The 24,204-nt window shown below is 70.4% G+C and carries 1 protein-coding gene; it reads left to right on the top strand.

Going from position 1 to position 24,204, the window contains the following annotated elements; all coding sequences use genetic code 11:
• Positions 1-6 precede the first annotated feature (6 nt).
• Positions 7-24,201 (top strand): non-ribosomal peptide synthase/polyketide synthase, encoded by a 24,195-nt coding sequence (locus tag MVF96_RS24710; RefSeq protein WP_418930400.1) that lies wholly within the window; start codon positions 7-9, stop codon positions 24,199-24,201.
• Positions 24,202-24,204 lie beyond the last annotated feature (3 nt).

Here is a 24,204-nt window from a genome sequence, read left to right as displayed (position 1 = left end):
TCAGACGTGACCGATGTCGATTCAACGGCCTCCAACATCTCTCTCGCCTGGGGCTCGCGGCCTTCGACACTGCACCTAATCGCCTTCTCGGCCGGCGTCGCACCCTCCGAGACCGCCTACGAGGCGGCGTCCGGTCCGGTCACCTTCGGTGAGCTGTACGCACGGGTCTCGGCTACGGCCCAGATCTTCGTCGCCCAGGGGCTCGACACCGAGGCAGCCGTCGGCGCCGGGGTCACCCAGACCGAGGCCGCCGCCGGCCGCGCACCCGCGGAGATCGCCGACGCCACCCGGCGCGCGATCGGGCTGATCCGAGAGCGGGCCCTGGAGCTGATCGGCAGCACCGACCTCGGCTCACTGCCCGGTCTCGTCCGTTCCGCGGTGGCCCGCCACGCCGACCGGCCCGCGGTCAGCGACGCGACCGGCACCGTACTGTCCTATCGCGAGCTCGACGAGCGGTCCGAGGTGCTGGCCGGCGCACTCCGCGCCACCGGCGCAGGTCCGGGTCGCCTCGTAGGTGTCGCGCTCGCGCGCCGTGCCGAGCTGATCGTGGCCCTGCTCGCCGTCCTCAAGACCGGAGCGGCGTACCTGCCGCTCGACCGCTCCCAGCCGGTTGCGCGCGCGCAGTCGATCGTCGACGACGCCGCGCCGCTGCTGGTGCTCGCCGACGCAGACCTGGCCGCGGCGTGGGGCGTCATCGACGTGCGGTTCGCGGCGCCCGAGGAGTTGGCAGCCGGGACTCCTCAGGGAGCGGTGAGAGCGCAGCCCGAACCCCTCGACGAGCGGCTGCCGGCCTACCTGATCTACACCTCGGGTTCGACGGGCCGGCCGAAGGGCGTCGTCGTCTCGCATCACGAGGTCGTCGCGCTGATGAAGGCCGCGGCGCAGGAGTTCTCGTTCGGTCCGGACGACGTGTGGACACTGTTCCACTCCTACGCATTCGACTTCTCGGTCTGGGAGATCTGGGGACCGCTGGTCACCGGCGGGCGCGTCGTCGTGGTCGACCAGGACACCACGCGCGATCCGGACGCCTTCGTCGAACTGCTCGAGACCGAGCGGGTCACGGTGCTGAGCCAGACGCCGTCGGCCTTCTACCAGCTCATCACCGCCCAGCGGCAGAAGCAGGCCGCACTTGCCCTGCGCTACATCGTGTTCGGTGGCGAGGCGCTGAGTTTCGAGCAGGTCCGGCGCTGGTTCGACGACAACCCGGCCGATCCGGCGCAACTGGTCAACATGTACGGCATCACCGAGACCACGGTGCATGTCAGCTACCGCGCCCTGGACCGCGACGCGGTGTCGGCGGGTGACGCGTCGTTCATCGGACGGCCGTTGTCGTCGCTGGACATCCACATCCTCGACTCGCGGCTGCGGCCGGTGCCCGAGGGTGTCATCGGTGAAATGTACGTCACCGGAACGCAACTCGCGCAGGGTTATCTGCGTCGAGCCGGTCTGAGCGCCACCCGTTTCGTCGCGAATCCGTTCGCGCCCGACGGTTCCGGTGACCGGATGTACCGGACCGGCGATCTGGCGCGTCGCGTCGGCGACGACATCGAGTACCTCGGTCGGGGCGACGCCCAGGTCCAGCTCCGCGGCTTCCGCATCGAATACGGCGAGATCGAGGCCGCACTCGTCGGTGTCGACGGGATCGCGGCGGGTGCGGCGAACGTCGTGGATCTGCCCGACCGGGGTGAGATCCTCGCCGCCTACGTGGTTCCCGAGCCGGGCGCCGAGGTCGACGAACAGGTCGTGCGCCGCCGAGTCGCGGCCACGGTGCCGGAGTACATGGTCCCCGACGTCGTCATGGCGGTCGAGCGGCTACCGCTGACCCAGAACGGCAAACTCGACCGCGGCGCACTGCCGCGGCCGGTGCTGGCGTCGACGACCGAGTTCGTCGCGCCCGACAACGACACCGAGGCGGCCCTGCGGGACATCTTCGCGGAGGTACTGGGTCTCGAGGACATCAGCGTCGTCGAGTCGGTGTTCGACGTCGGCGGCAACTCGCTGCTGGCCGCCCGCATCGTCGGCCGCGCCGCGGAGACGCTCGGCGTCGACCTCACCGTCCGTGATCTATTCGACGCCCCGACGGTTCGCGACCTCGCGCTGGCCGCGGCGTCGAAGCGGCCGGGGCTGCCGCCGATCGAACCCGTCACCGACCGTCCGGACCGCATCCCGCTGTCGCTCGCACAGCAGCGCATGTGGTTCATCAACCGGTTCGACCCGGCCTCGCCCGCCTACAACATCCCGATGGTCCTGCGGTTGTCGGGCGACGTGGACGCCGACGCGCTGCGTGCGGCGTTGCTCGACGTCATGACCCGCCACGAGGTCCTGCGGACCACCTATCCCGAAGCCGACGGCGACGCCTACCAACTCGTCCACGACCCCTCGGCGGCGGCTGCGATGCTCGACTGGCGCGAGGTGCCGCAAGCGGCGCTGCCGCAGGTGATGCTCGGCGGGTTCGACCTGGTCGCGGAACTGCCGGTGCGCGTCGGCTTCTCCCGGATCTCGGACACCGAGGCGGTCCTCGGGATGGTGGTGCACCACATCTCGTGCGACGGCGAATCCCTGGCGCCGCTGGTGACCGACCTGATCACCGCGTACACCGCACGGGTGGCCGGGAACGCGCCCGACTTCCGGCCGCTGCCGGTCCAGATGGCCGACGTCGCCCTGTGGCAGCGTCGGGTGTTCGGCGCCGCCACCGACGACTCCTCGCTCATCGGGGCACAGCTCCAGTACTGGGCGCGGCAACTCGACGGCGCGCCCGACGTGCTCGAGCTGCCCACCGACCGCCCACGTCCGGCCGTGGCCTCACAGCGCGGTGCACGCGTCGAATTCAGTGTGCCGCAGGAGGTCTCGGAGCGCGTTGCGCGTCTGGCCCGCGATCGCGGGCTGACCCCGTTCATGGTCGCGCATGCGGCGCTCGCGGTGTTGCTGTCGCGCCTGTCCGCGACCGAGGACATCACCGTCGGAACGCCGATCGCCGGTCGTGGCCAGTCGATCCTCGACCCGATGGTCGGGATGTTCGTCAACACGTTGGTCCTCCGGACCGGAGTCGACTCCTCGGCCGGCTTCGGCCAGCTGCTCGACGACGTCCGCCGCACCGATCTCGAGGCCTTCGCGAACGCGGACATCCCCTTCGAGGCGGTCGTCGAACGGGTGAACCCGCTGCGCACCGAGGCCTACGCGCCCCTCGCGCAGGTGTGGCTCGCCTTCGACCAGTCGGCCATCGCCGACCTGGCCTCGCAGACGTTGACGATCGGCGGGGGGACGATCGGCGAGGCCGGCGGCCTGGCCGTGACCCCGGCCGAACCGGACGAACTCTCCGCGCGCGTCGACCTGACCGTCGGCATCGCCGACAACGGCGACAACTGGCAGGGCTCGGTGCTCTATGCGACCGACCTGTACGACGCCGAATCGGTGCGCCTGTTCGCCGATCGGTACGTCCGCCTTCTCGACGCCCTGACCGCGGACCCGGGTGCGCCTGTCGGCGACGCCGAGCTGATGACCTCGGCCGAGCACGAGGCGATCGAACGATGGGTCGGTGCGGCTGACACCGACGCCGGTCCCGGGCAGGTCGTCACGGTCGCGGATGCGCTGGCGGACTCGTTCGCCCGCAACGCGTCCCGCCCCGCCGTTCGCGCGGGCGGGCGCACCTACGACCATGCCGAGTACGGGGCGCTGGTCCACGCGTTCGCACGACGACTGCTCGAGCAGGGTGTCGGGCCGGATGTGGCAGTCGCGGTTGCCGTTCCGCGGTCGGTCGAGATGCTCGTCGCGATCCACGGGATCGTGCTCGCCGGCGGAACCTACGTGCCGATCGACCCGGAGGCGCCGGCCGAGGTCGTCCGCCGGCAGCTGGCGCTGTCCGGTGCGTCGACGGTGGTCGTCGCCGGGGCACGTCCGAGCTGGGCCGAGGCCGCGTCCACCGTTCCGGAAACCTTCGTCACCGTTGATCTCGACGCGCTCGCGACCGCTGCGTCGGCTCCCGTCACGCCCGCGGATCGTCCGGTGGCGCTGCGCGCCGGGCACCCGGTCTACACGCTGTTCACCTCGGGCTCGACCGGACAGCCCAAGGGCGTGACGGTCACCCATCGGGGCCTGCACGACATGCTGTCCTGGTTCGGGGCCTACACCGGTGACCCGGCGGACGAACGGGTGCTGGTGAAGACCCCCTACACCTTCGACGCCTCGGTCTGGGAGCTGTTCTGGCCGTTCGTCGCGGGCGCCACGGCCGTGGTCGCAGCACCCGACGGCCACCGTGATCCGGCGCATCTCGCCCGGGTCATCGCCGACGAGCGGGTCACCTCCGTGCAGTTCGTGCCGTCGCTGCTCGCGGTGTTCCTCGACGAGAGCTTCGATCCCGCCACCGGTCTGTCCTCGGTGCGTCAGATCTTCACCGGCGGTGAGTCACTCACCCCCGCGGTGACGCAGCAGACGCTTGCGGCCGCCCCACACGCGGTGGTCGTCAACCAGTACGGGCCGACCGAGATGACGGTGGACGCGACGATCCGGCCCCTGGCGGAACCGGTCGAGGTCGTCACCATCGGCCGCCCGGCACCGGGCGTGACGGCCCGGGTCCTCGACATCCGCCTCCGCCCGGTGCCGCCCGGCGTCCCCGGCGAGCTGTACCTGGGTGGCGCGCAGATGGCCCGCGGGTATGCCGGCGCGCCGGCGCTGACCGCCCAGGCGTTCATCGCCGACCCGGCCGGGCCGACGGGCTCGCGGTTGTACCGGACCGGCGACCTCGCACGCTGGCGCGCGGACGGTGAACTCGAGTACCTCGGCCGCGCCGACTTCCAGGTCAAGATCCATGGACAGCGCATCGAACTCGGCGAGACCGAGGCAGTCCTGTCCGCCGCGCCGGGCGTGGTCGCCGCCGCTGCCGCGGTCACCACGACGTCCGCGGGCGATGCGCTCGTCGCGTACCTGACGGGCCATCCGGGCGACACCGTGGACGTCGACACGGTCCGCACCTTCGCCGCGGAACGGTTGCTCACCCACCTGCGCCCGACGCTGTGGGTCGTCCTCGACGAGATGCCCCGTAACGCCTCCGGCAAGGTCGACCGGCGCGCGCTGCCGGCGCCCACCGTGTCCCGGTCCGAGATCGTCGAGCCGGCGACGCCGGCCGAGCAGGCCCTGGCCGCTGTCGTCGCCGAAGTCCTCGGTGTCGAGCGGGTGTCGGTCGTCGACTCCTTCTTCGATCTCGGCGGCAACTCCCTGGCCGCGATGCGGGTCGCGGCCCGCGCCGGTGCGGCGCTCGGCGTCGAGGTCAGCGTCCGCGACCTCTTCGACGCGCCGAGCGTGCGTGAACTTGCTCAGCGCGTCGCCGACCGCGTACCCGGCCTCCCGCCGGTCACCGCCGTGCGCCCGCGCCCGGATGAGATCCCGCTGTCCTATGCGCAGCAACGCATCTGGTTCATCAACCAGTTCGACACCAGCTCGGCGGCCTACAACATCCCGATCGCCCTGCGCCTGCGCGGCAAGCTCGACCTCGCCGCGCTGCGTGCCGCGATGGTCGACGTCGTCGAGCGCCAGGAGGTGCTCCGCACGGTGTTCCCGTCGATCGACGGTGCACCGCGGCAGGTCATCGGGGACGCCGCCGGTGTGGGCGCCGCACTCGACTGGGATGTCGTCGACGACGAATCCGACCTGTTCGCTGCCGCCGGCGCGGGTTTCGACGTCGCGGTGCAGCGACCGATCCGCATCCGCGTGCATCGCGTCGACGATCTCGAACACATCGTTCTCATCGTGATCCACCACATCGCCGGAGACGGCGAATCGATGCGGCCTCTGGTCACCGATGTGGTGACCGCCTATGTGGCGCGCTCGCAGGGCCGTTCGCCGGACTTCGCGGATCTGGAGGTGCAGTTCGCCGACGTCGCGCTCTGGCAACGTCGTGAGCTCGGTTCGATCGACGACCCGGGTTCGCGGGTCTCGGCGCAGGTCGACTACTGGCGCACCGCGCTGGCCGGGCTTCCCGAGGTGCTCGAACTTCCCGCCGACCGTCCGCGTCCGAAGGTCGCGTCGATGGCCGGCGCCGAAGTCGGATTCGAGATCGATTCGGCAACTGCAGATCTCGTTCGCAGGCTCGCCGCCGAGCGTGGTGTCACCGAGTTCATGGTCATCCATGCGGCACTGGCCGTGCTGCTGTCGCGACTCTCGGCCACCGACGACATCGCCATCGGCACGCCGATCGCCGGACGCGGCGACGCCGCCCTGGATCCGCTGGTCGGCATGTTCGTCAACACCCTGGTTCTGCGTACCGTCGTCGACCCGGCGCAGCGGTTCGCCGACCTTCTCGACGCCGTGCGGGTCACCGATCTCGACGCCTTCGCCCACGCCGATGCCCCCTTCGAGGCGGTCGTGGACGCACTCGCGCCGTCACGTTCGGAGGCCTTCGCGCCGCTGACGCAGATCCTGCTGACCGTCGACCCCACTCCCGCGGATCCGTCCACTCTCGTCGCCGACATCGACGAGCTCGCGGTGGAAGTGGTGGAGACCGAGGAGAACTCGGCCAAGGTGGACCTGACGGTCGGACTCCGCGGGGGTCGCGCCGGGTCCTGGATCGGCCGGGTCAACTACGCCACGGACCTGTTCGACGAGGCGACGGTCGCGCGGATGATGGATCGATTCGCGCGGTTGCTGCACGAGCTGGTCACCGACGCGACCGTGCCGGTCGGTGACGCCGACCTGTTCGACACCGACGAGCGCGAGCTGCTGACCCCCGTGGGCCGTCAGCCCGCGACACCGGCCGTGCCGCTGGCCGAGCTGTTCGCCGCCGCGGTCCGGCGCGGCGGAGCGGACCGGACCGCGGTCGTCGACCCCGAGCGGTCATTGACGTACGGCGAGCTCGATGCCGCGTCGAACCGGCTGGCTCGTCACCTGCTGGATCGCGGCATCGGCCGCGGCACCCTGGTCGCGCTGCTCATCCCACGGTCGGCGGAACTGATGGTCGCGATCTGGGCGGTGGCCAAGACCGGGGCCGGGTACGTACCGATCGACCCGGATTACCCGGCGGATCGCGTGTCGCACATGATCACCGATTCCGGTGCGCGGCTCGGGCTCACGCTCGGCGACGTGGCCGGGCCCGGGATTCCCGGCAGCGAGTGGCTGGAACTGGACGCGCCGGAGCTCATCGAAGCCGTTGCGGCGGCCAGTGATTCGCCTGTGACCGACGCCGACCGGCCGAGCGCGGTCGGGGCCGACGACACGGCCTACGTGATCTACACGTCCGGATCGACCGGTACGCCCAAGGGCGTCGAGGTCACCGCGGGCGGCCTGCGCAACTTCGGCGTCGAGGCCGCGGAGAAATCCGGAATCACCCCGGACTCACGCGTCCTGGGTTTCGCCTCACCCAGTTTCGACGCCTTCGTACTCGAGTATCTGCTCGCCTTCACCGTGGGTGCCTCCGTCGTGTACCGGCACCGCGACGCGGTGGCCGGTGCACCGCTCGCGGACTTCATGCGCGAGCACCGCGTGACCCATACATTCCTCACCCCGACAGTGCTCGCCTCCCTCGATCCGGCCGACCTCCCGGATCTGCACACCGTCTACGCGGGCGGTGAGGCGGTCCCGGACACCTTGCGTGACCGCTGGGCACCGCTGGTGCGCTTCCAGAACCTCTACGGACCCACCGAGACCACGATCGGTGTCGCGATCGGCCCGCCCATGCGGGTCGAGGAACCGGTCCTCGTCGGACCGCCGATCGGCGGCGTCGACCTGCTGGTGCTCGACTCCCGGCTCCGCCCAGTTCCGGTCGGGGTGGCGGGCGAACTGTACGTGAGCGGCCCGGCCCTTGCGCGCGGCTACCTCGAGCGCCGCGGTCTGACCGCGGAGCGCTTCGTCGCCAACCCCTTCGGCGCGCCGGGCGACCGGATCTATCGCACCGGGGACATCGTCCGCTGGGCCCGTGACCGCGACGGGTCGCTCTCGGTGGACTATGTCGGTCGTAGCGACGACCAGATCAAGCTTCGCGGTCTGCGTATCGAACTCGGCGAGATCGAGAGTGCGCTCGGCGATCACCCCGCGGTGGCCTCCGCGGTCGTCGTCGGCGTCGACTCCGACGGCGGGCTCGCCGCGAGTGGACAGTCGGTCGTCGCGGCGCTCGCCGCCTATGTGGTGTTGCGCGACGCAGTCGACATCGCCACGCTGCGCGAGCACCTCGCCGACCGGTTGCCGTTGTTCATGGTGCCGGCCGGGATCGTCGTGCTCGACGCACTGCCGCTGACCCCGGTGGGCAAGCTCGATCGTCGGGCACTCCCCGCGCCGACCATCGAGGTCGACTCCGATCACGTCGACGCCGAGACGCCGGTCGAGCAGCAGCTCGCCACGATCATCGCCGGACTCCTGGGTCTCGAACGCGTCAGCGTCACCGACTCCTTCTTCGCCCTCGGCGGCGATTCCATCATGTCCATCCAGGTCGCTTCGGCGGCGCGGGCCGCCGGGATCGATGTGTCGCCTCGAGACATCTTCGAGCACAAGACCGTTCGTGCGATCGCCCGCGCCGTCGGCGCCCGTGGCGAGCGGGTGCCCGCCCTCGAGGAACCCGCGGGCGGCGGGATCGGCCCGATGGCCGTGCCGCCGGTGGTCTCGTGGATCCTCGATCAGACCGACGAGGTCACCGACTTCGCCGATTTCTCCCAGTCCATGGTGCTGACCGCGCCGGCCGGACTCACCGTCGAGATCGCGCAGGAACTCCTCGCGCAGGTCGTGTCCGTACATCCCATGCTCAGCGCGGCGGTCGAACCCGGGCAGTCCGACGGCGAATGGCGCATGCGCACCGGCGTCGCGCCACTGCATCCCGGCGCCGTCACCGCCCTCGCGAGTCCGGTACGGACCGCCGACCCCGGCTTCTCCGACACCGTCGTCGCGGCCTTCGAGGACGCCTCGCGGCGTCTCGACCCGACCACCGGGCAACTCGTCGCGGCCGTCCTGGTCACCGACCCCGACGCCGCCGCACGGCTCGTCGTCGTGATCCACCACCTGGGCGTCGACGCCGTCTCGTGGCGGGTCATCATCGAGGACCTGCTGACCGCGTGGGCGCAACATCAAGGCGGCCATGCGTATTCGCTGCGACCGGAGGTCACCTCGGCGCGCGCCTTCACCGCCGCGCTCGATGCCCAGCGGGCCGGGCGATCCGACGAGCTGCGCTACTGGCTCGAACGGTCGCCGGAACGGGTCACCGACCTCGGGGCAGAGGTCGACCGCGCGCGTGACCGCATGTCGACCACCGAGACCGTGGTGCACACGGTCGGCTCGTCGGTGACCGAGGCGCTGCTGACCTCGGTGCCGACCGCCTTCCGCGGCAACGTCAACGACGCTCTCGTGGCTGCTCTGGCGCGCGCCGTCCGGTCGTGGCAGCAGGCCCGGGGCATCGCCGACGACCGGCCGGTGACCATCCTGCTCGAGGGGCACGGCCGATACGAGGAAGCGCTGCTACGCGGAACCGATCCGCGGACCGTGGATCTGTCCCGGACCGTCGGGTGGTTCACGACCATCGCGCCGATGGCCGTCGACGTGCGCGGCGATGCCGTGCACACGGTCAAGCTCGCCAAGGAGGAGCGGGTCGGCCAGCCCGACAACGGGATCGGTTACGGGCTCCTCCGCTATGGCGACACCGAGCTGTCCCGGCGGCCGTTGCCGAGCATCGGATTCAACTACCTCGGCAACGTCACGGGGACCGGGGCCGGCGGCGAGAACGCCTCGGCCGTGGGCGAGGCGGGCATGCCGTTCCTGCCCGACCCCGCCGCACCGCGACTGCCCGGCACGGTCACCGGCGCCATGGTCGTGCCGAACCTGCTGAGCATCAACGCGGGAACCGCGATCGGCGACAGCGGTCGCGAGTTCGTCGCGGGATTCACCTTCCCGCGCGGTGCGATCGACACCGAGGCGGTCGACGACCTCGCGCGGCGTTGGGACGCCGAGCTCGCGACCATCGTCGACGAGATCGCCCGCGTCGGCGATCCGGGACTCTCCCCGTCGGATGTCCTCGGTGCGCGCGTCACCCAGGACGATCTCGATCACCTGGCCCGGCGGTATCCGGGCGCAGACGTGTGGCCGCTGTCGCCGTTGCAGCGCGGCCTGCAGTTCCAGGCCGAACTCGCCGCGGCGGGCCGCGAAGCCGGGGCGGTCGACGTCTACACCGCGCAGGCGGTTCTCACGCTCAAGGGCGAGGTCGACGCCACCCGTCTCGCCGAGGCCGTGCGCGCGGTCTTCGCCCGCCATCGGGTACTGCGCTCCAGTTTCGTCCGGGTACCCAGCGGCGAGGTCGTCGCGGTGGTTCCGGAGAACATCGAGATCCCCTGGCGAACAGTGGATGCCAACAGCGGCGACGATGCGATCGCCGCAGTCGCGCAGGTCGAACGCGCGACGCCGTTCGACCTCGAGTCCGGCCCGCTCATGCGGTTCGTCCTCGTCCGCAGTGGCACGCGCTCGACGTTGGTCGTCACCAGCCACCACATCCTGATCGACGGCTGGTCGAGCCCGCTGATCATGGCCGACCTATTCGCGCTGTACGCCACCGGTCAGACCTACACCGGCACCGTCGCCGCCGAATCCGGGGCTCGGGGAGACTACTTCGACTACCTGCGGTACATCGCCGCCTCCGACACCGAAGCGGGACTGGCGGCCTGGCGGTCGGTGCTGTCCGCCGTCGACGAGCCGACCCTCGTCGGCTCCGGCCGCGAGGCGACCTCCGATCAGCTTCCGCGCGATCACAGCGTGCTGCTCCCGGCCGAGATCACCTCCGCCGTCGAAGACCTCACGCGCGCACGGGGAGTCACCGTCTCGACGGTGATGCAGTTCGCCTGGGCGGTGCTGCTCTCGCGCATCACCGGTCAGCGCACGGTCGTCTTCGGCGAGACGGTCTCCGGACGTCCGGCCGATCTGGACGGCGTCGAGACGATGGTCGGCCTCTTCATCAACACCCTGCCCGCGGTCGCGGACGTCGACCCGGGCGCCCGCGCCGCCGACGTCCTGGACGCGCTGCAGGCTTCGAAGGTCGCGGTGCTCGACCACCAGCACCTCGGACTGCCCGAGCTGACCGCACTCGTCGGTCGCGGACAGCTGTTCGACACCCTCGCGGTGCACGAGTCCTACCCGGTCGACGCCCAGTCCCTGAAGCAGGGGGCCGACGCCGGCGGCATCGGGATCGAGGATCTCGACGCCACCGACTCGACCCACTACCCGCTCAACCTGGTGACCGGCGTGGTCGGCGACCAGATCGAGCTGAAACTGAAGTATCTGCCCGCCTCCTTCGACGAGCGGCAGGTGCAGGTGTACTCGGATGCGTTGATCCGCATCCTCACTACCCTCGTCGCCGACCCGGCAACCGAGGTCGGGGCCATCTCCCTGCTCGACGACGCCGAGTACCGCAGCGAGCTCAAGCCGCCGGTGACCCGGACCCGCAACACCGACGTCTCGCTCGCCGAGTTGTTCGCGCGGGCAGCGCGCACCCACGCCGATCGTCCGGCGGTCACCGACACCACGTCCACACTCGACTACCGCGAGATCGACGAGCGTTCCGCCGCGGTCGCCGCGGCCCTGCACGCGCGTGGGGTGTCCACCGGCGATCTCGTCGCCGTGGCGACCTCCCGCGGTGTCGATCTCGTCTCCTCGATCCTGGGTGTGTTGCGTTCCGGCGCGGGCTATCTGCCGCTGGACACCACCAATCCCGTCGACCGTCTGCGCTTCATCGTCTCCGATGCCGCGCCGAGCGCGGTGATCATCGACGACACGACCGCGGACTTCGAACTGTTGTCCCAGTTGGGCACCACGCCGGTGGTGTCGGTCGCGCAGCTGGTCGCCGAGGGTGCCGCTGCGAGTCCGGAACCGGTTACAGTTCATCCCGATTCGCGTGCCTACGTGATCTACACGTCGGGTTCCACGGGCCGGCCCAAGGGTGTCGAGGTCACCCACCGCGACGTGGTGACCCTGATGGACACCGCCGCAGGTGATTTCGACATCGACGAGACGGACGTGTGGACGATGTTCCACTCGTACGCGTTCGACTTCTCGGTCTGGGAGCTGTGGGGACCGCTGCTGACCGGTGGCCGCTTGGTCCTGGTCGACCGGGACCTGGCGCGGGCGCCGGAGGAGTTCCTCGACCTGCTCGCCCGCGAACGGGTCACCGTGCTGAGCCAGACGCCGTCGGCGTTCTACCAGCTCGCCGAGACCCGCCGACGCCGCGACACCCCGCTGTCGTTGCGCTACATCGTGTTCGGCGGCGAGGCGCTCAGCTTCGAGCAGGTGCGGCGCTGGTTCGACGATCATCCGGACGAGACCACGACGCTGGTCAACATGTACGGCATCACCGAGACGACCGTGCACGTCAGTTTCCGGCCGCTCGACCCGCAATCGGTGGCGGCCGACGACGCGAGCTTCATCGGTCGTCCGCTGTCGTCGCTGGCCATCCACGTGCTCGACACCCGGCTGCGGCCGGTCCCCGAGGGCATCGTGGGCGAGATGTACGTCACCGGTGGGCAACTGGCGCAGGGCTACTTGAAACGCGCCGGGCTGTCGTCGACGCGTTTCGTCGCGTCACCCTACGGCGAGCCCGGAACCCGCATGTACCGCACCGGCGACCTCGCCCGTCGCGTGGGCGACGACATCGAGTACCTCGGCCGCGGCGATGCACAGGTGCAGTTGCGCGGCTATCGGATCGAGTTCGGTGAGATCGAGGCGGCACTCCTGGCAGTCCCGGGTGTGAGCGCGGCCGCGGCGCGTGTCGTCGACATCCCCGGTCGCGGTGAGCAACTCATCGGTTACCTGGTTCGCGACGCGCAGGACGCGGTCGACGCGACCGAGGTCCGGCGCATCGCCGGCCGCGCGGTGCCGTCGTACATGGTCCCGGACCAGATCATCGACGTCGACACCCTGCCGCTCACCGCGAACGGCAAACTCGACCGCGACGCCCTTCCGGTACCCGACTCGGCCACCGTGGTCGAGGAGATCGTCGCGCCCACCGGCCCGCAGGAGACCGCGGTCGCGCAGGTCTTCGCCGAGGTGCTCGGAGTCGACGAGATCGGGGTCACGACAAGCTTCTTCGACCTCGGTGGTAATTCGCTGTCCGCGACCCGCCTCGCCTCGCGCGTCGCCGATGCACTCGGTACCGAGGTCTCGGTGCGGGACGTGTTCGAGGCGCCGTCCGTCCGCGACCTCGTCGAGGCAGTCGCCGGACGCGGCGCGAATCTGCCACCCGTGGTGGCGGTGTCGCCGCGCCCGGACCGGATCCCGCTGTCGTTCGCGCAGCGCCGGATCTGGTTCATCAACCGGTTCCAGCCCGACTCGGTCGCCTACAACATCCCGGCGGTACTGCGCCTGACGGGTCCGCTCGACACCCACGCGCTCCGCGCCGCCATCGTCGACGCGGTGGAGCGGCACGAGGTGCTCCGCACGACCTTCCCCGACGACGCCGGCGAGCCGTATCAGCTGATCCACCCCACCGGCGAGGTCGATACGCGACTCGACTGGGCGCTGGTGGACTCCGCCGACGAGCTCGAACTCGCCGCGGGAACCGGATTCGACGTCACCGCCCAGTGGCCACTGCGGGCCCGACTGTGGCGAGTCGACGACACCGAGGCGGTACTCGCGATCATCCTCCACCACATCGGTGCAGACGGTGAGTCGCTGGCGCCGCTGGTCTCCGACGTCGTCACCTCGTACCAGGCGCGCAGCCGGGGGTCCGAGCCGGAGTTCGGCCCGCTGGCGGTGCAGTTCGCCGACTACGCGATCTGGCAGCACGACGTCCTCGGCGACCCCGATGACCCGGACTCGATCATCGGTCGCCAGCTCGGGTACTGGACGGCCCAGCTCGCCGGACTGCCGGAGGTCCTCGAACTCCCGGCGGATCGTCCCCGTCCGGCGGTGGCGTCCAACCACGGTGCACACCACAGCCTGCAGATCCCCGCAGACGTCGCCGCGGCCATCGACGCCCTGCGCGCCGAGCGGGGGATGACCTCCTTCATGGTGGTCCACGCCGCCCTCGCGGTCGTCCTCGCCCGGCTGTCGGCCACCGAGGACATCGCGGTCGCCACCCCGATCGCGGGACGTGGGCAGCGTGCCCTCGACCCACTCGTCGGCATGTTCGTCAACACCCTCGTCCTCCGCTCCGAGGTACGGCCGGGCATGAGTTTCGACGAGTTGCTCGCCGCGGTCCGCGCTACCGACCTGGATGCGTTCGCGCACGCCGACGTGCCGTTCGAGGCCCTGGTGGAGCGAGTCAATCCGGTTCGCTCGGAGGCATTCTCGCCGCTCGCCCAGGTGATGCTGTCGTTCGATCCGGCGATGACGGCCGGTGCGGTCGTCGACACGGTGACCGAACTGGGGATCGCGCCGGTCGAGCGGGACTCGGTCGCCGCCCAGATGGACATGACGGTCACCGTGACCGCGACATCGGACGCCGCGTGGGACGTCTCGCTGATCTACGCGACCGATCTGTTCGACGAACCGACGATCGCCGAATTCGGCGCGCGCTTCGTCGAGGTGCTGCGCCGACTCGTCACGTCTCCCGCCGCCCCGGTGGGTGACACCACCCTGCTCGACGATGCCGCGCACGCACAGATCGAGAGCGCCGAGTCGGGCGCCGAGTCCGACGTTCCCGCTGTCACCCTGCCCGACGCCCTCGTCGCCCGGGTCGCGGAGAACCCGGGCGCGCGAGCGCTGTCGTTCGGCGGCCGGTCGGTGCGGTACGGGGAGTTCGGTGCTCAGGTGTGGACCCTCGCCCGAACCCTGCTCGCCTCCGGCGTGCGGCCCGGAGACGCAGTCGCCGTGTGCCTTCCGCGTTCAATCGAGATGATGGTGGCCATCCACGCCGTCGTCGCCGCGGGCGGGCACTACGTACCCGTCGATCCGACCGCGCCCCGCGATCGCGCGGCCTACATGGTCGAGACCGCGGGTGTGCGTCACGTCCTGGTCGCCTCCGGCGCGGTGCCGGAATCGGTTGCGGGACTGAATGAGTCGGTGTCATTTGTCGGCGTCGATGCGGAGCGGGTCGTCGATCTCGCCGCCGCGCCGATCACCGATGACGAGCGCGGGCGGTCGATCGTGCCCGCCGATGCGGCGTACACCCTGTTCACGTCGGGGTCGACGGGGCGGCCCAAGGGTGTGACGGTGTCGCATGCGGCGATCGTGAACCGCTTGGAGTGGATGCGGGACTGGTATTCGATCAAGGACTCGGATGTCTTCGTGCAGAAGACGCCGGTGACGTTCGATGTGTCGGTGTGGGAGTTGTTCCTGCCGTTCGCGGTGGGGGCGACCCTGGTGGTGGCCGAGCCGGAGCGGCACGGTGATCCGCGGTATCTGGCGGAGTTGATCACGGCCGAGAAGGTGTCGGTCATCCATTTCGTGCCGTCGATGTTGTCGGTGTTCCTGGATGTCTTGGGCGATCGGGTGGGTGAGTTGTCGTCGTTGCGGTTGACGTTCACCTCGGGTGAGGCGTTGACCGCGCCGGTGGCGCAGGCGTTGGTGGCGGCGTTGCCGGGCAACGAGGTCCACAATCTGTACGGCCCGACCGAGGCGGCGGTGGACGTGACCGCCCATCAGGTGCGGGCGGGGGAGACGTCGGTGCCGATCGGCGTCCCCGTGCCCAATACTGCTGTACGAGTTCTGGATTCGCGCCTGCACCGGGTGCCGGTCGGCGTACCCGGTGAGCTGTACCTGTCGGGTGTCCAGCTGGCGCGGGGATACGCGTCGCGCCCCGATCTCACTGCGGATCGCTTCGTCGCCGATCCGTACGCCGCGCCGGGCGGCCGGATGTACCGGACCGGTGACCTCGTCCGCTGGAATGCGCGTGGCCAGCTGGAATACCTGGGCCGCACCGATTTCCAGGTGAAGCTCCGCGGCCAGCGACTCGAGCTCGGCGAGGTCGAGACGGTTGTGGCGTCCGTACCGGGAGTGGTCCACGCCGCCGCGACGGTGGCCGAGTCGCCTCGCTCGGGACAGCATCTGGTGGCCTACTTCGCTCCCGACACCGTGTCCACGGACGCGGTCAAGGCGGCCGTGGTCCGGGAACTGCCGGAGTACATGCGTCCCACGGTGTGGATGCCACTGCCCGACATCGCGCTCAACAGTTCGGGCAAGATCGACCGGAAATCCCTGCCGCAGCCGCACTTCGGCAGCGGCGAGACCGTCGCTCCCGCCACCCCCGTCGAGGAGTCGGTGGCCGCTGTCTTCGCCGATGTCCTGGGTGTCGACCTGGTGGGCGTGACCGACAGCTTCTTCGACCTCGGCGGCAACTCGCTGTCGGCGATGCGCCTGGCCGCGCGCGTCGGCGACGTGCTCGGCACCGAGGTCACGGTCCGGGACCTCTTCGACGCGCCGAACGTCCGTGATCTGATCGCGTCCGGGTCGCGGCACGCAGACGGACGCGCCCCGATCGTCGCGGTGTCGCCTCGCCCCGAACACATCCCGCTGTCGTTCGCACAGCAGCGCATGTGGTTCATCAACCAGTTCGATCCGAGCCTGCCCACCTACAACATCCCGGCCGTCGTCCGGATGTCGGGCCGGCTCGATGTCGAGGCACTGCGCGCGGCGATCGCCGATGTGGTGGTACGGCACGAGGTGCTGCGGACGACGTTCCCGCAGGACGCCGAGGGTCCGCACCAGGTGATCGCCGATGCCGACCAGGTGCCCGCGCATCTCGATTTCTCGCACGTGCGTACCCAGGGCGACTTCGAGGCCGAGGTGTCCCGCGGCTTCGACGTGGCCGCCCAGTGGCCGGTCCGCGCGTGCCTGTGGCAGATCGACGCCGACACCCACGTCCTGGGCCTCGTCACCCATCACATCGCCTCCGACGGCGAGTCGCTGCAGCCGCTGGTCGCCGACATGGTGACGGCCTACGTCGCGCGCAGCGCCGGGGAGACCCCGACGTTCGTCCCGCTCGAGGTGCAGTTCGCCGACTTCGCGATCTGGCAGCACGAGGAGCTCGGTTCAGCCGACGACCCCGAGTCCGTCCTCGGCCGGCAGCTCGCCCACTGGACCGGCCGCCTGGCCGGCCTTCCCGACGTGCTGGAGCTTCCGGCCGACCGCCCGCGCCCGGCGATCGCCACCGCCCGGGGCGGCCGCATCGGCTTCGAGATCCCGGCCGACGTCGCCGAGGCGGTGGCCGGTGCCGCTCGTGCGCACGGTGTCACTCCGTTCATGGTCGTGCACGCCGCCCTCGCGGTGCTCCTCGCCCGCCTCTCGGCCACCGACGACATCGCGATCGCGACGCCGGTCGCCGGTCGCGGGTCGCGGGTGCTCGATCCGCTCGTCGGCATGTTCGTCAACACGCTCGTGCTGCGCTCGCGCGTGGTCCCCGGCATGACGGTCGACGAGTTGCTGGCCCAGGTCCGCACCACCGATCTCGACGCGTTCACCAACGCCGACCTCCCGTTCGAGACCCTCGTCGAACATCTGGATCCGATCCGCTCCGAGGCGTTCGCACCGCTCGCCCAGGTCATGCTGACCATGGACCAGTCGCTGCTGTCCGGGGCCGTACTGCCGGCCGACGGCAGCGGTTCTGCCGACGTGCCCGAACTCGCCGGACTGTCCATCACGCCGGTCGACCCGCCACAGGTCTCGGCGCAACTCGACCTGGCCGTCGCCGTTGCGGCCGATGTCCCCGGCCGCGCGTGGTCGGGCACGATGATCTACGCGCAGGACCTGTTCGACCCCGAGACGGTGACCGAACTCGCGACCCGGCTGGTGTCGGTGCTGAGCGATCTCGCCGGCGCCGGGCGCCTATCCCGTGCGGTGGGCGACCTCGCACTGGTCTCCGCCGACGACCGCGCGCGCGTCGCCGAGTGGTCCGTGGGGCAGTCGGCGACCCTCGGCCGGTCGGTGATCGCCGAGGCGGTGGCCGACGGTGTCGCCGCACACGCGGCACAGATCGCGGTGCGGTTCGCCGACCGTGAGGTCACCTACCGTGAATTCGGTTCCCGCGTCGCCGATCTCGCGCGGGTACTGATCGGATCCGGCGTGGGGCCGGACGTCGCCGTCGGTGTCTGCATCGACCGGTCGGTGGAGATGGTCGTCGCCGTGCACGCCGTCCTCGCCGCCGGTGGCCAATACGTCCCCATCGATCCCGGAGCGCCCACCGACCGCGTCGAGTACATGGTCGACACCGCCCAGGCGCGGATCGTGCTGGTGGCCGCGGGAACCCGGCCGCCCGCGATCGACGGCCTCGGCGACCGCGTGCAGGTCGTCGAGGTGGACACCTCGACGCCGCCGACGGAAGCCGCGCCGGTCGCCGACGCCGAGCGTCTGGCGCCGTTACGCGGTGACCACGCCGCATACACGCTCTTCACCTCCGGTTCGACCGGCCGCCCCAAGGGCGTGACGGTGTCGCATACCGCCGTGATGAACCGCCTCTTATGGGGACTCGGGGAGTTCGCCTGGGCAGTCGGCGACCGCGTCGTGCAGAAGACGCCGTACACGTTCGACGTCTCGGTGCCGGAGTTGTTCGGCCCGCTTTTGACCGGCGCGACGATGGTCGTCGCCCGTCCGGGCGGACACACCGATCCGGAGTACCTGGCCGACCTGATCGTCGAGACCCGGGCCACCTCGGTGCACTTCGTGCCCTCGATGATGTCGATCTTCCTCGACCTCGTCCCGGATGCTAGGTTCGCCGAGTTCTCATCGCTCCGTTGGGTGTTCGCGTCCGGCGAGGCGCTGCCCCCGGCCGTCGTCGCCCGGCTGCACGCCCTGCTGCCGCAGGTGCAGATCGTCAACCTCTTCGGTCCGACCGAGGCGGCGGTCGAGGTCGCCGTCGCGGACGTGACCTCGGCGCCCGCGCTCATCCCGATCGGCGTGCCGGTTGCGAACACGTCCACCTGGGTCCTCGACGCCCGGCTGCGGCCGGTGCCCGCCGGTGTCCCGGGTGAGCTCTACCTCGGTGGCGTACAGCTGGCGCGCGGTTACGCAGCGCGCCCCGACCTGTCCGCCGAGCGTTTCGTCGCCGACCCCTTCGGCGCGCCGGGCTCCCGGTTGTACCGCACCGGCGACCTGGTGCGGTGGCAGGCCGACGGCTCGCTGGAATACCTGGGCCGCACCGACTTCCAGGTGAAGTTGCGTGGCCAGCGCATCGAACTCGGCGAGATCGAGTCGGTGATCGCGGCCGTCGACGGCGTCGTGCACACCGCCGTGACGGTCGCCAAGGCCCCGACCGGCGCCGACCATCTGGTCGGTTACGTGGCACCGGAGGACGTCGACCTCGACTCGGTCAAGGCGGCCGTGGCGGCGGAGCTGCCGGAGTACATGCGACCCACGGTCTGGGTGACGGTTCCGTTCCTGGAGCTGAACACCGCGGGCAAGATCGACCGGAAGGCGTTGCCCGAGCCCGACTTCGGCGTGCACACCGAGGACTATGTGGCGCCGGCGAGCTCGACCGAGGAAACGCTGGCCGCAATCGTAGCGCACCTGATCGGTGTCGACCGCGTGTCGGTCACCGAGTCGTTCTTCGCTCTGGGTGGCGACTCGATCATGTCGATTCAGCTGGCCTCGGCGGCGCGGGCCGCCGGTCTCGACCTGTCCCCGCGCGAGATCTTCGAACTCCGCACGATCCGGGCGATGGCCGCGACGGCCGACAACGGTGCCGCACGCCTGGAGATGCTGGAGGAGGGCGACCCGGCCGGCGTCGGTCAGGTCACGGTGTCGCCGGTCGTCCACTGGATGATCGAGCATTCCCAGGATCCCGCCGACTTCGCCGACTTCGTCCAGGCGGCCGTGCTGCTGGCGCCGGAGGACCTCGACCTCGCCCGCATGAGCGAACTGCTCGCCGCGGTCGTCGCCGCGCATCCGATGCTCACCGCGACGCTGATCGAGACCGAAGACGGCTGGCAGTCGGTCGCGGGCAACGGCTTCGACGCAACCGAGGCCGTCATCGGCGTCACGAGCACCGCGGCGATCGGCACCGCCGGGTTCGACGCCGATCTGCGCGCCGCGTTCCGGACCATCTCGGCCACGCTGGATCCGGCGACCGGCCGTCTCGCGCGTGCCGCAATCGTCCGGGACCCCGACGGCGCCGGACGCGTGCTCGTCGTGATCCACCACCTCGGCATCGACGCCGTGTCGTGGCCGGTCCTGATCGAGGACCTGGTCACCGGCTGGGCCCAGCTGTCCAGTGGTCGCGACATCGATCTGCGAGCGGAACAGACGAGTGCCCTGGCCTGGACCAATGCTCTTGCGGCGAGGACTGATTCGTGGTCGGGACAGGTCGGCCACTGGCTCGACCGGCTGCCTGCCCGGCCCACCTCGCTGGGCGTCGAGCTGGACCGGGACCGAGACCGTATGTCCACCGAACGCCTCGTCTCCGTCGAGATCGACGCCGACGTCACGGCGGCGGTGCTGACCTCGGTGCCCGAGGCATTCGGGGGCAACGTCAACGACGTTCTCCTGGGGGCGTTCGCACGCGCCGTCCGGTCGTGGCAGACCCATCGCGAGGTCGCCGACACCGCGCCGGTCACGGTCCTCACCGAGGGGCACGGGCGATACGAAGAGGTACTCGCCACCGAGCCGTCGCCGCGCCGCGCCGACCTGTCCCGGTCGGTGGGCTGGTTCACCACGCTGGTCCCGGTGTCCCTCGACCCGGGCGAGGACGTCGTGCACGCGGTCAAGGCAGCCAAGGAGGAACGACTGGCCCAGCCGGACAACGGCATCGGGTTCGGCTGGTTGCGGTACGGGCCCGGAGCCGACGCCGAACTCGCGTCGCGACCGCTGCCGACCATCTCGTTCAACTACTTCGGCGCAGGCAGCGGGGCCGCTGTCGCCCGGACCGACGCCCTGCCGTTCACCAACGCGCCCGAAGCGCCGGTCCTCGGCTCGTCCGCGTCCGGCGCGATGGTGTCGCTGGCCGCGCTCGGTGTCACCGTCACCACGTCGTACGACGCGGACGGTAGGCGAAAGCTGTTGGCCGGGGCCAACTTCCCGGGTGCACTCTTCGCCGATGACGAGATCACCGCGCTGTTCGGACTGTGGGCGCACGAGCTCTCGGCCGTCGTCGACCTGGTCCGGAAGGGCACGTCCGTCGGACTGTCACCGTCTGACGTGCCGGGCACCGGACTCACCCAGCACGAACTGGACGCACTGGCCGCGGCCCACCCCGGCGCCGACATCTGGCCGCTGTCGCCGTTGCAGCAGGGTCTCTACGTCGAATCTGCCCGAGCATTGGAATCCGACCACGTCGTGGACGTGTATGTCACCCAGGCTGTCGTCACCCTGCGCGGTGTGGATTCGGATCGCCTTCGAGAGGCGGCGGAGAAGCTGTTCGCCGCCCACCGTGTCCTGCGGTCGGCTTTCGTCACCACGGTCGACGGCCGCGTCGTCACCGTGGTGCCGTCGTCCGTCGACGTGCCCTGGCTCGGCGTGAGTCTCGGAACCGGAGACGACGTCGACGCCCGTGTCGCCGAACTCGCGGACGATGAGCGGCTGCGGGGCTTCGACCTCGCACATGCACCTCTCGTCCGCTTCGTCGCGGTCGACCATCCCGGTGAGACCTCGTTGATTGTCACCAACCACCACATCCTGCTCGACGGCTGGTCGGGCCCCCTGGTGCTGGCCGACCTCCTCGCGCTGTACGCGGCGAACGAGACCTACACCCGTCAGGCCTACTCGGGCGGAAACGATTTCGCAGATCATCTGCGGCGCATCGCGACCGCGGACGGCGACGCGGCCCGCCGGGCGTGGGCTCGGGTGCTCGCTCCGGTCGATTCGCCCACCCTGGTCGTGCCCGGGGGCGCCGTGGCGACCACGGATCAGCAGCCCGCCGAACACCACTTCCGGATCGATGCGGAGACCACAGCGGCGCTCGAGCAGATGTCTCGACTGCGCGGCGTCACCACGTCGACCGTGCTGCAGTTCGCCTGGGCGGTCCTGTTGTCCAAGCTGACCGGGGAGCGGGTCGTCACCTTCGGTGAGACGGTCTCCGGACGTCCGGCTGATCTCGACGGCGTCGACACGATGATCGGTCTGTTCATCAACACGTTGCCTGCCGTCGTCGACGTCGACCCCGATGCGTCGATCGCCGACGTGCTGTCGGCACTGCAGCAGGCCAAGGTGTCGGTGCTCGACCACCAGCACGTCGGACTGCCCGCGCTCGCGGCGTCCACGGGAGTCGCCGGCCCGTTGTTCGACACTCTCACCGTGCACGAGTCGTATCCGATCGACACCGACTCGATCTCGAGCGCCGACACCGGGGTAACCGGCGGACTCGACGTCGCCCGCATCGACACGGTGACGGGCACGCATTACCCGCTCAATTTCGTCACCGGCCCGGCAGGCGACGAGCTGCTCCTGAAAATCAAGTACCTCCCGAACGCCTTCGACGAGACGGCGGTCATGCGGTTCGCCGCGATCATCACCCGTGTTCTCGATGCCGTCGCGACGGACGACGCACGACGGCTGCGCGAGCTCGAAGTGCTCTCCGCATCCGACCGCGACGCGGTCGCGGATTTCTCCTCCGGCCCGCATGTCGAACTGCCCGACGAGACCATGGCCGGCGCGCTGCTGCAGGCCTACCGCCGACACGCGGACGCACGAGTGCGCGACGACGCCACCGAACTGTCCTACGCGGACTTCGGTGTCCGCGTCACTGCGCTGGCTGCGGAGCTGCGGGACCGGGGTGTCGGACCCGACGTCGCCGTCGGGGTGTGCATGCCTCGGTCGCTCGACGAGGTCGCCGCCATCCACGCCGTGATCGTCGCGGGCGGCGCGTTCGTGCCGATCGACATCGAGGCCCCCGCGGACCGGACGGCCTACGTGCTGGCCACCGCAGATGTGCGCCTCGTCCTGGTCGCACCAGGGGCCGTGGTCGCGGTCGCCGACGCGGATTTGCCCGGGGTGGCGCTGGTCGCCGTGGATCTGGCGTCGTCGACGTCGACGGGCCGTTCCGAAGCACTCGCCGCCCCGGCGGACCTCCGTCCGGAGCACGCGGCCTACACGTTGTTCACCTCTGGATCGACCGGACGTCCCAAGGGCGTCACGATCGACCACCGAGCGTTGATCAACCGCATCCGCTGGGGTGTGGACGCCTTCGGCGTGACCGCCGACGACATCCTGCTGCACAAGATCCCCTACACCTTCGATCCGTCGGTCGGCGAGCTGTTCACTCCGTTCCTCGCCGGCGCAGACCTCGTCGTCGCCGCGCAGGAGGGGCACCGCGACATCGCCTATCTCGAACGGCTCATTCGGGAAAACCGGGCCACCGGTGTGCATTTCGTACCGTCGATGCTCGCGGTGCTGCTCGACGGCGCGGCGGATTCCGCGCTGTCGGAACTGCGTTTCATCCTCTCCGGCGGCGAAGCACTGACGCCGGGTCTCGTCCGCGACCTGCGTGCGCGCACCGGCGCGGAGATCTGGAACGTGTACGGCCCCACCGAGGCTGCCGTCGACATCACCGGGGAGCGGGTCCTCGACGCGACCGATGCCGTGGTCCCGATCGGCGGACCGGTGTGGAACTCGACGGTCCAGATCCTCGACGCCGCGTTGCGCCCGGTTCCGCCGGGCTTCATCGGCGAGATGTACCTCGGCGGTGTGCAGTTGGCCCGCGGGTACGCCGGCCGTCCCGACCTGACCGCCCAGTCCTTCGTCGCGAACCCCTCGGGCGGACCCGGATCCCGGATGTACCGGACCGGGGACCTGGCCAGATGGACAGACGACGGACGGGTGGAATACCTCGGCCGCGCCGACTTCCAGGTCAAGATCCGCGGCCAGCGAGTCGAACTCGGCGAGATCGAGTCGGTGGTCACCGGAGCCGACGGCGTCCTGCACGCCGCGGTGACGCTCGTCTCCACGTCCGCCGGCGACCACCTCGTCGCATACGTGTCGCCACGGCGCGCCGGCGAACTCGATCTCGATGACGTCGCGGCACGCACAGGCTCTTCCGGACTTCATGCGACCCGCGGTGTGGGTCGAGGTCGAGGAGATGCCGCTGACCACGTCGGGCAAGGTGGACCGGCGGTCGCTTCCGGAACCGCCTGCGATGGACATCGACACCGACCGGGAAGCGGCACGCACGCCGCAGGAGAGCGCGCTTGCCGCGGTCTTCGCGGACCTACTCGGTGTCGACGAGATCGGTGTCACCGCAGACTTCTTCGCCTCCGGTGGCAACTCGCTGTCGGCGATGCGCCTGGCCGCGCGCGCCGGTGCACTCCTCGGCACACAGGTATCGGTCCGCGACGTCTTCGACGCCCCCACGGTTCGGTCCCTCATCGCCGCCGTCGGCGATCACGGTGAGGC

Source organism: Gordonia hongkongensis, assembly GCF_023078355.1.
Classification (GTDB): Bacteria; Actinomycetota; Actinomycetes; order Mycobacteriales; family Mycobacteriaceae; genus Gordonia; species Gordonia hongkongensis.
The sequence above is the reverse complement of the archived record's forward strand: the minus strand, read 5'-3'. Positions and strand labels throughout refer to the sequence as shown.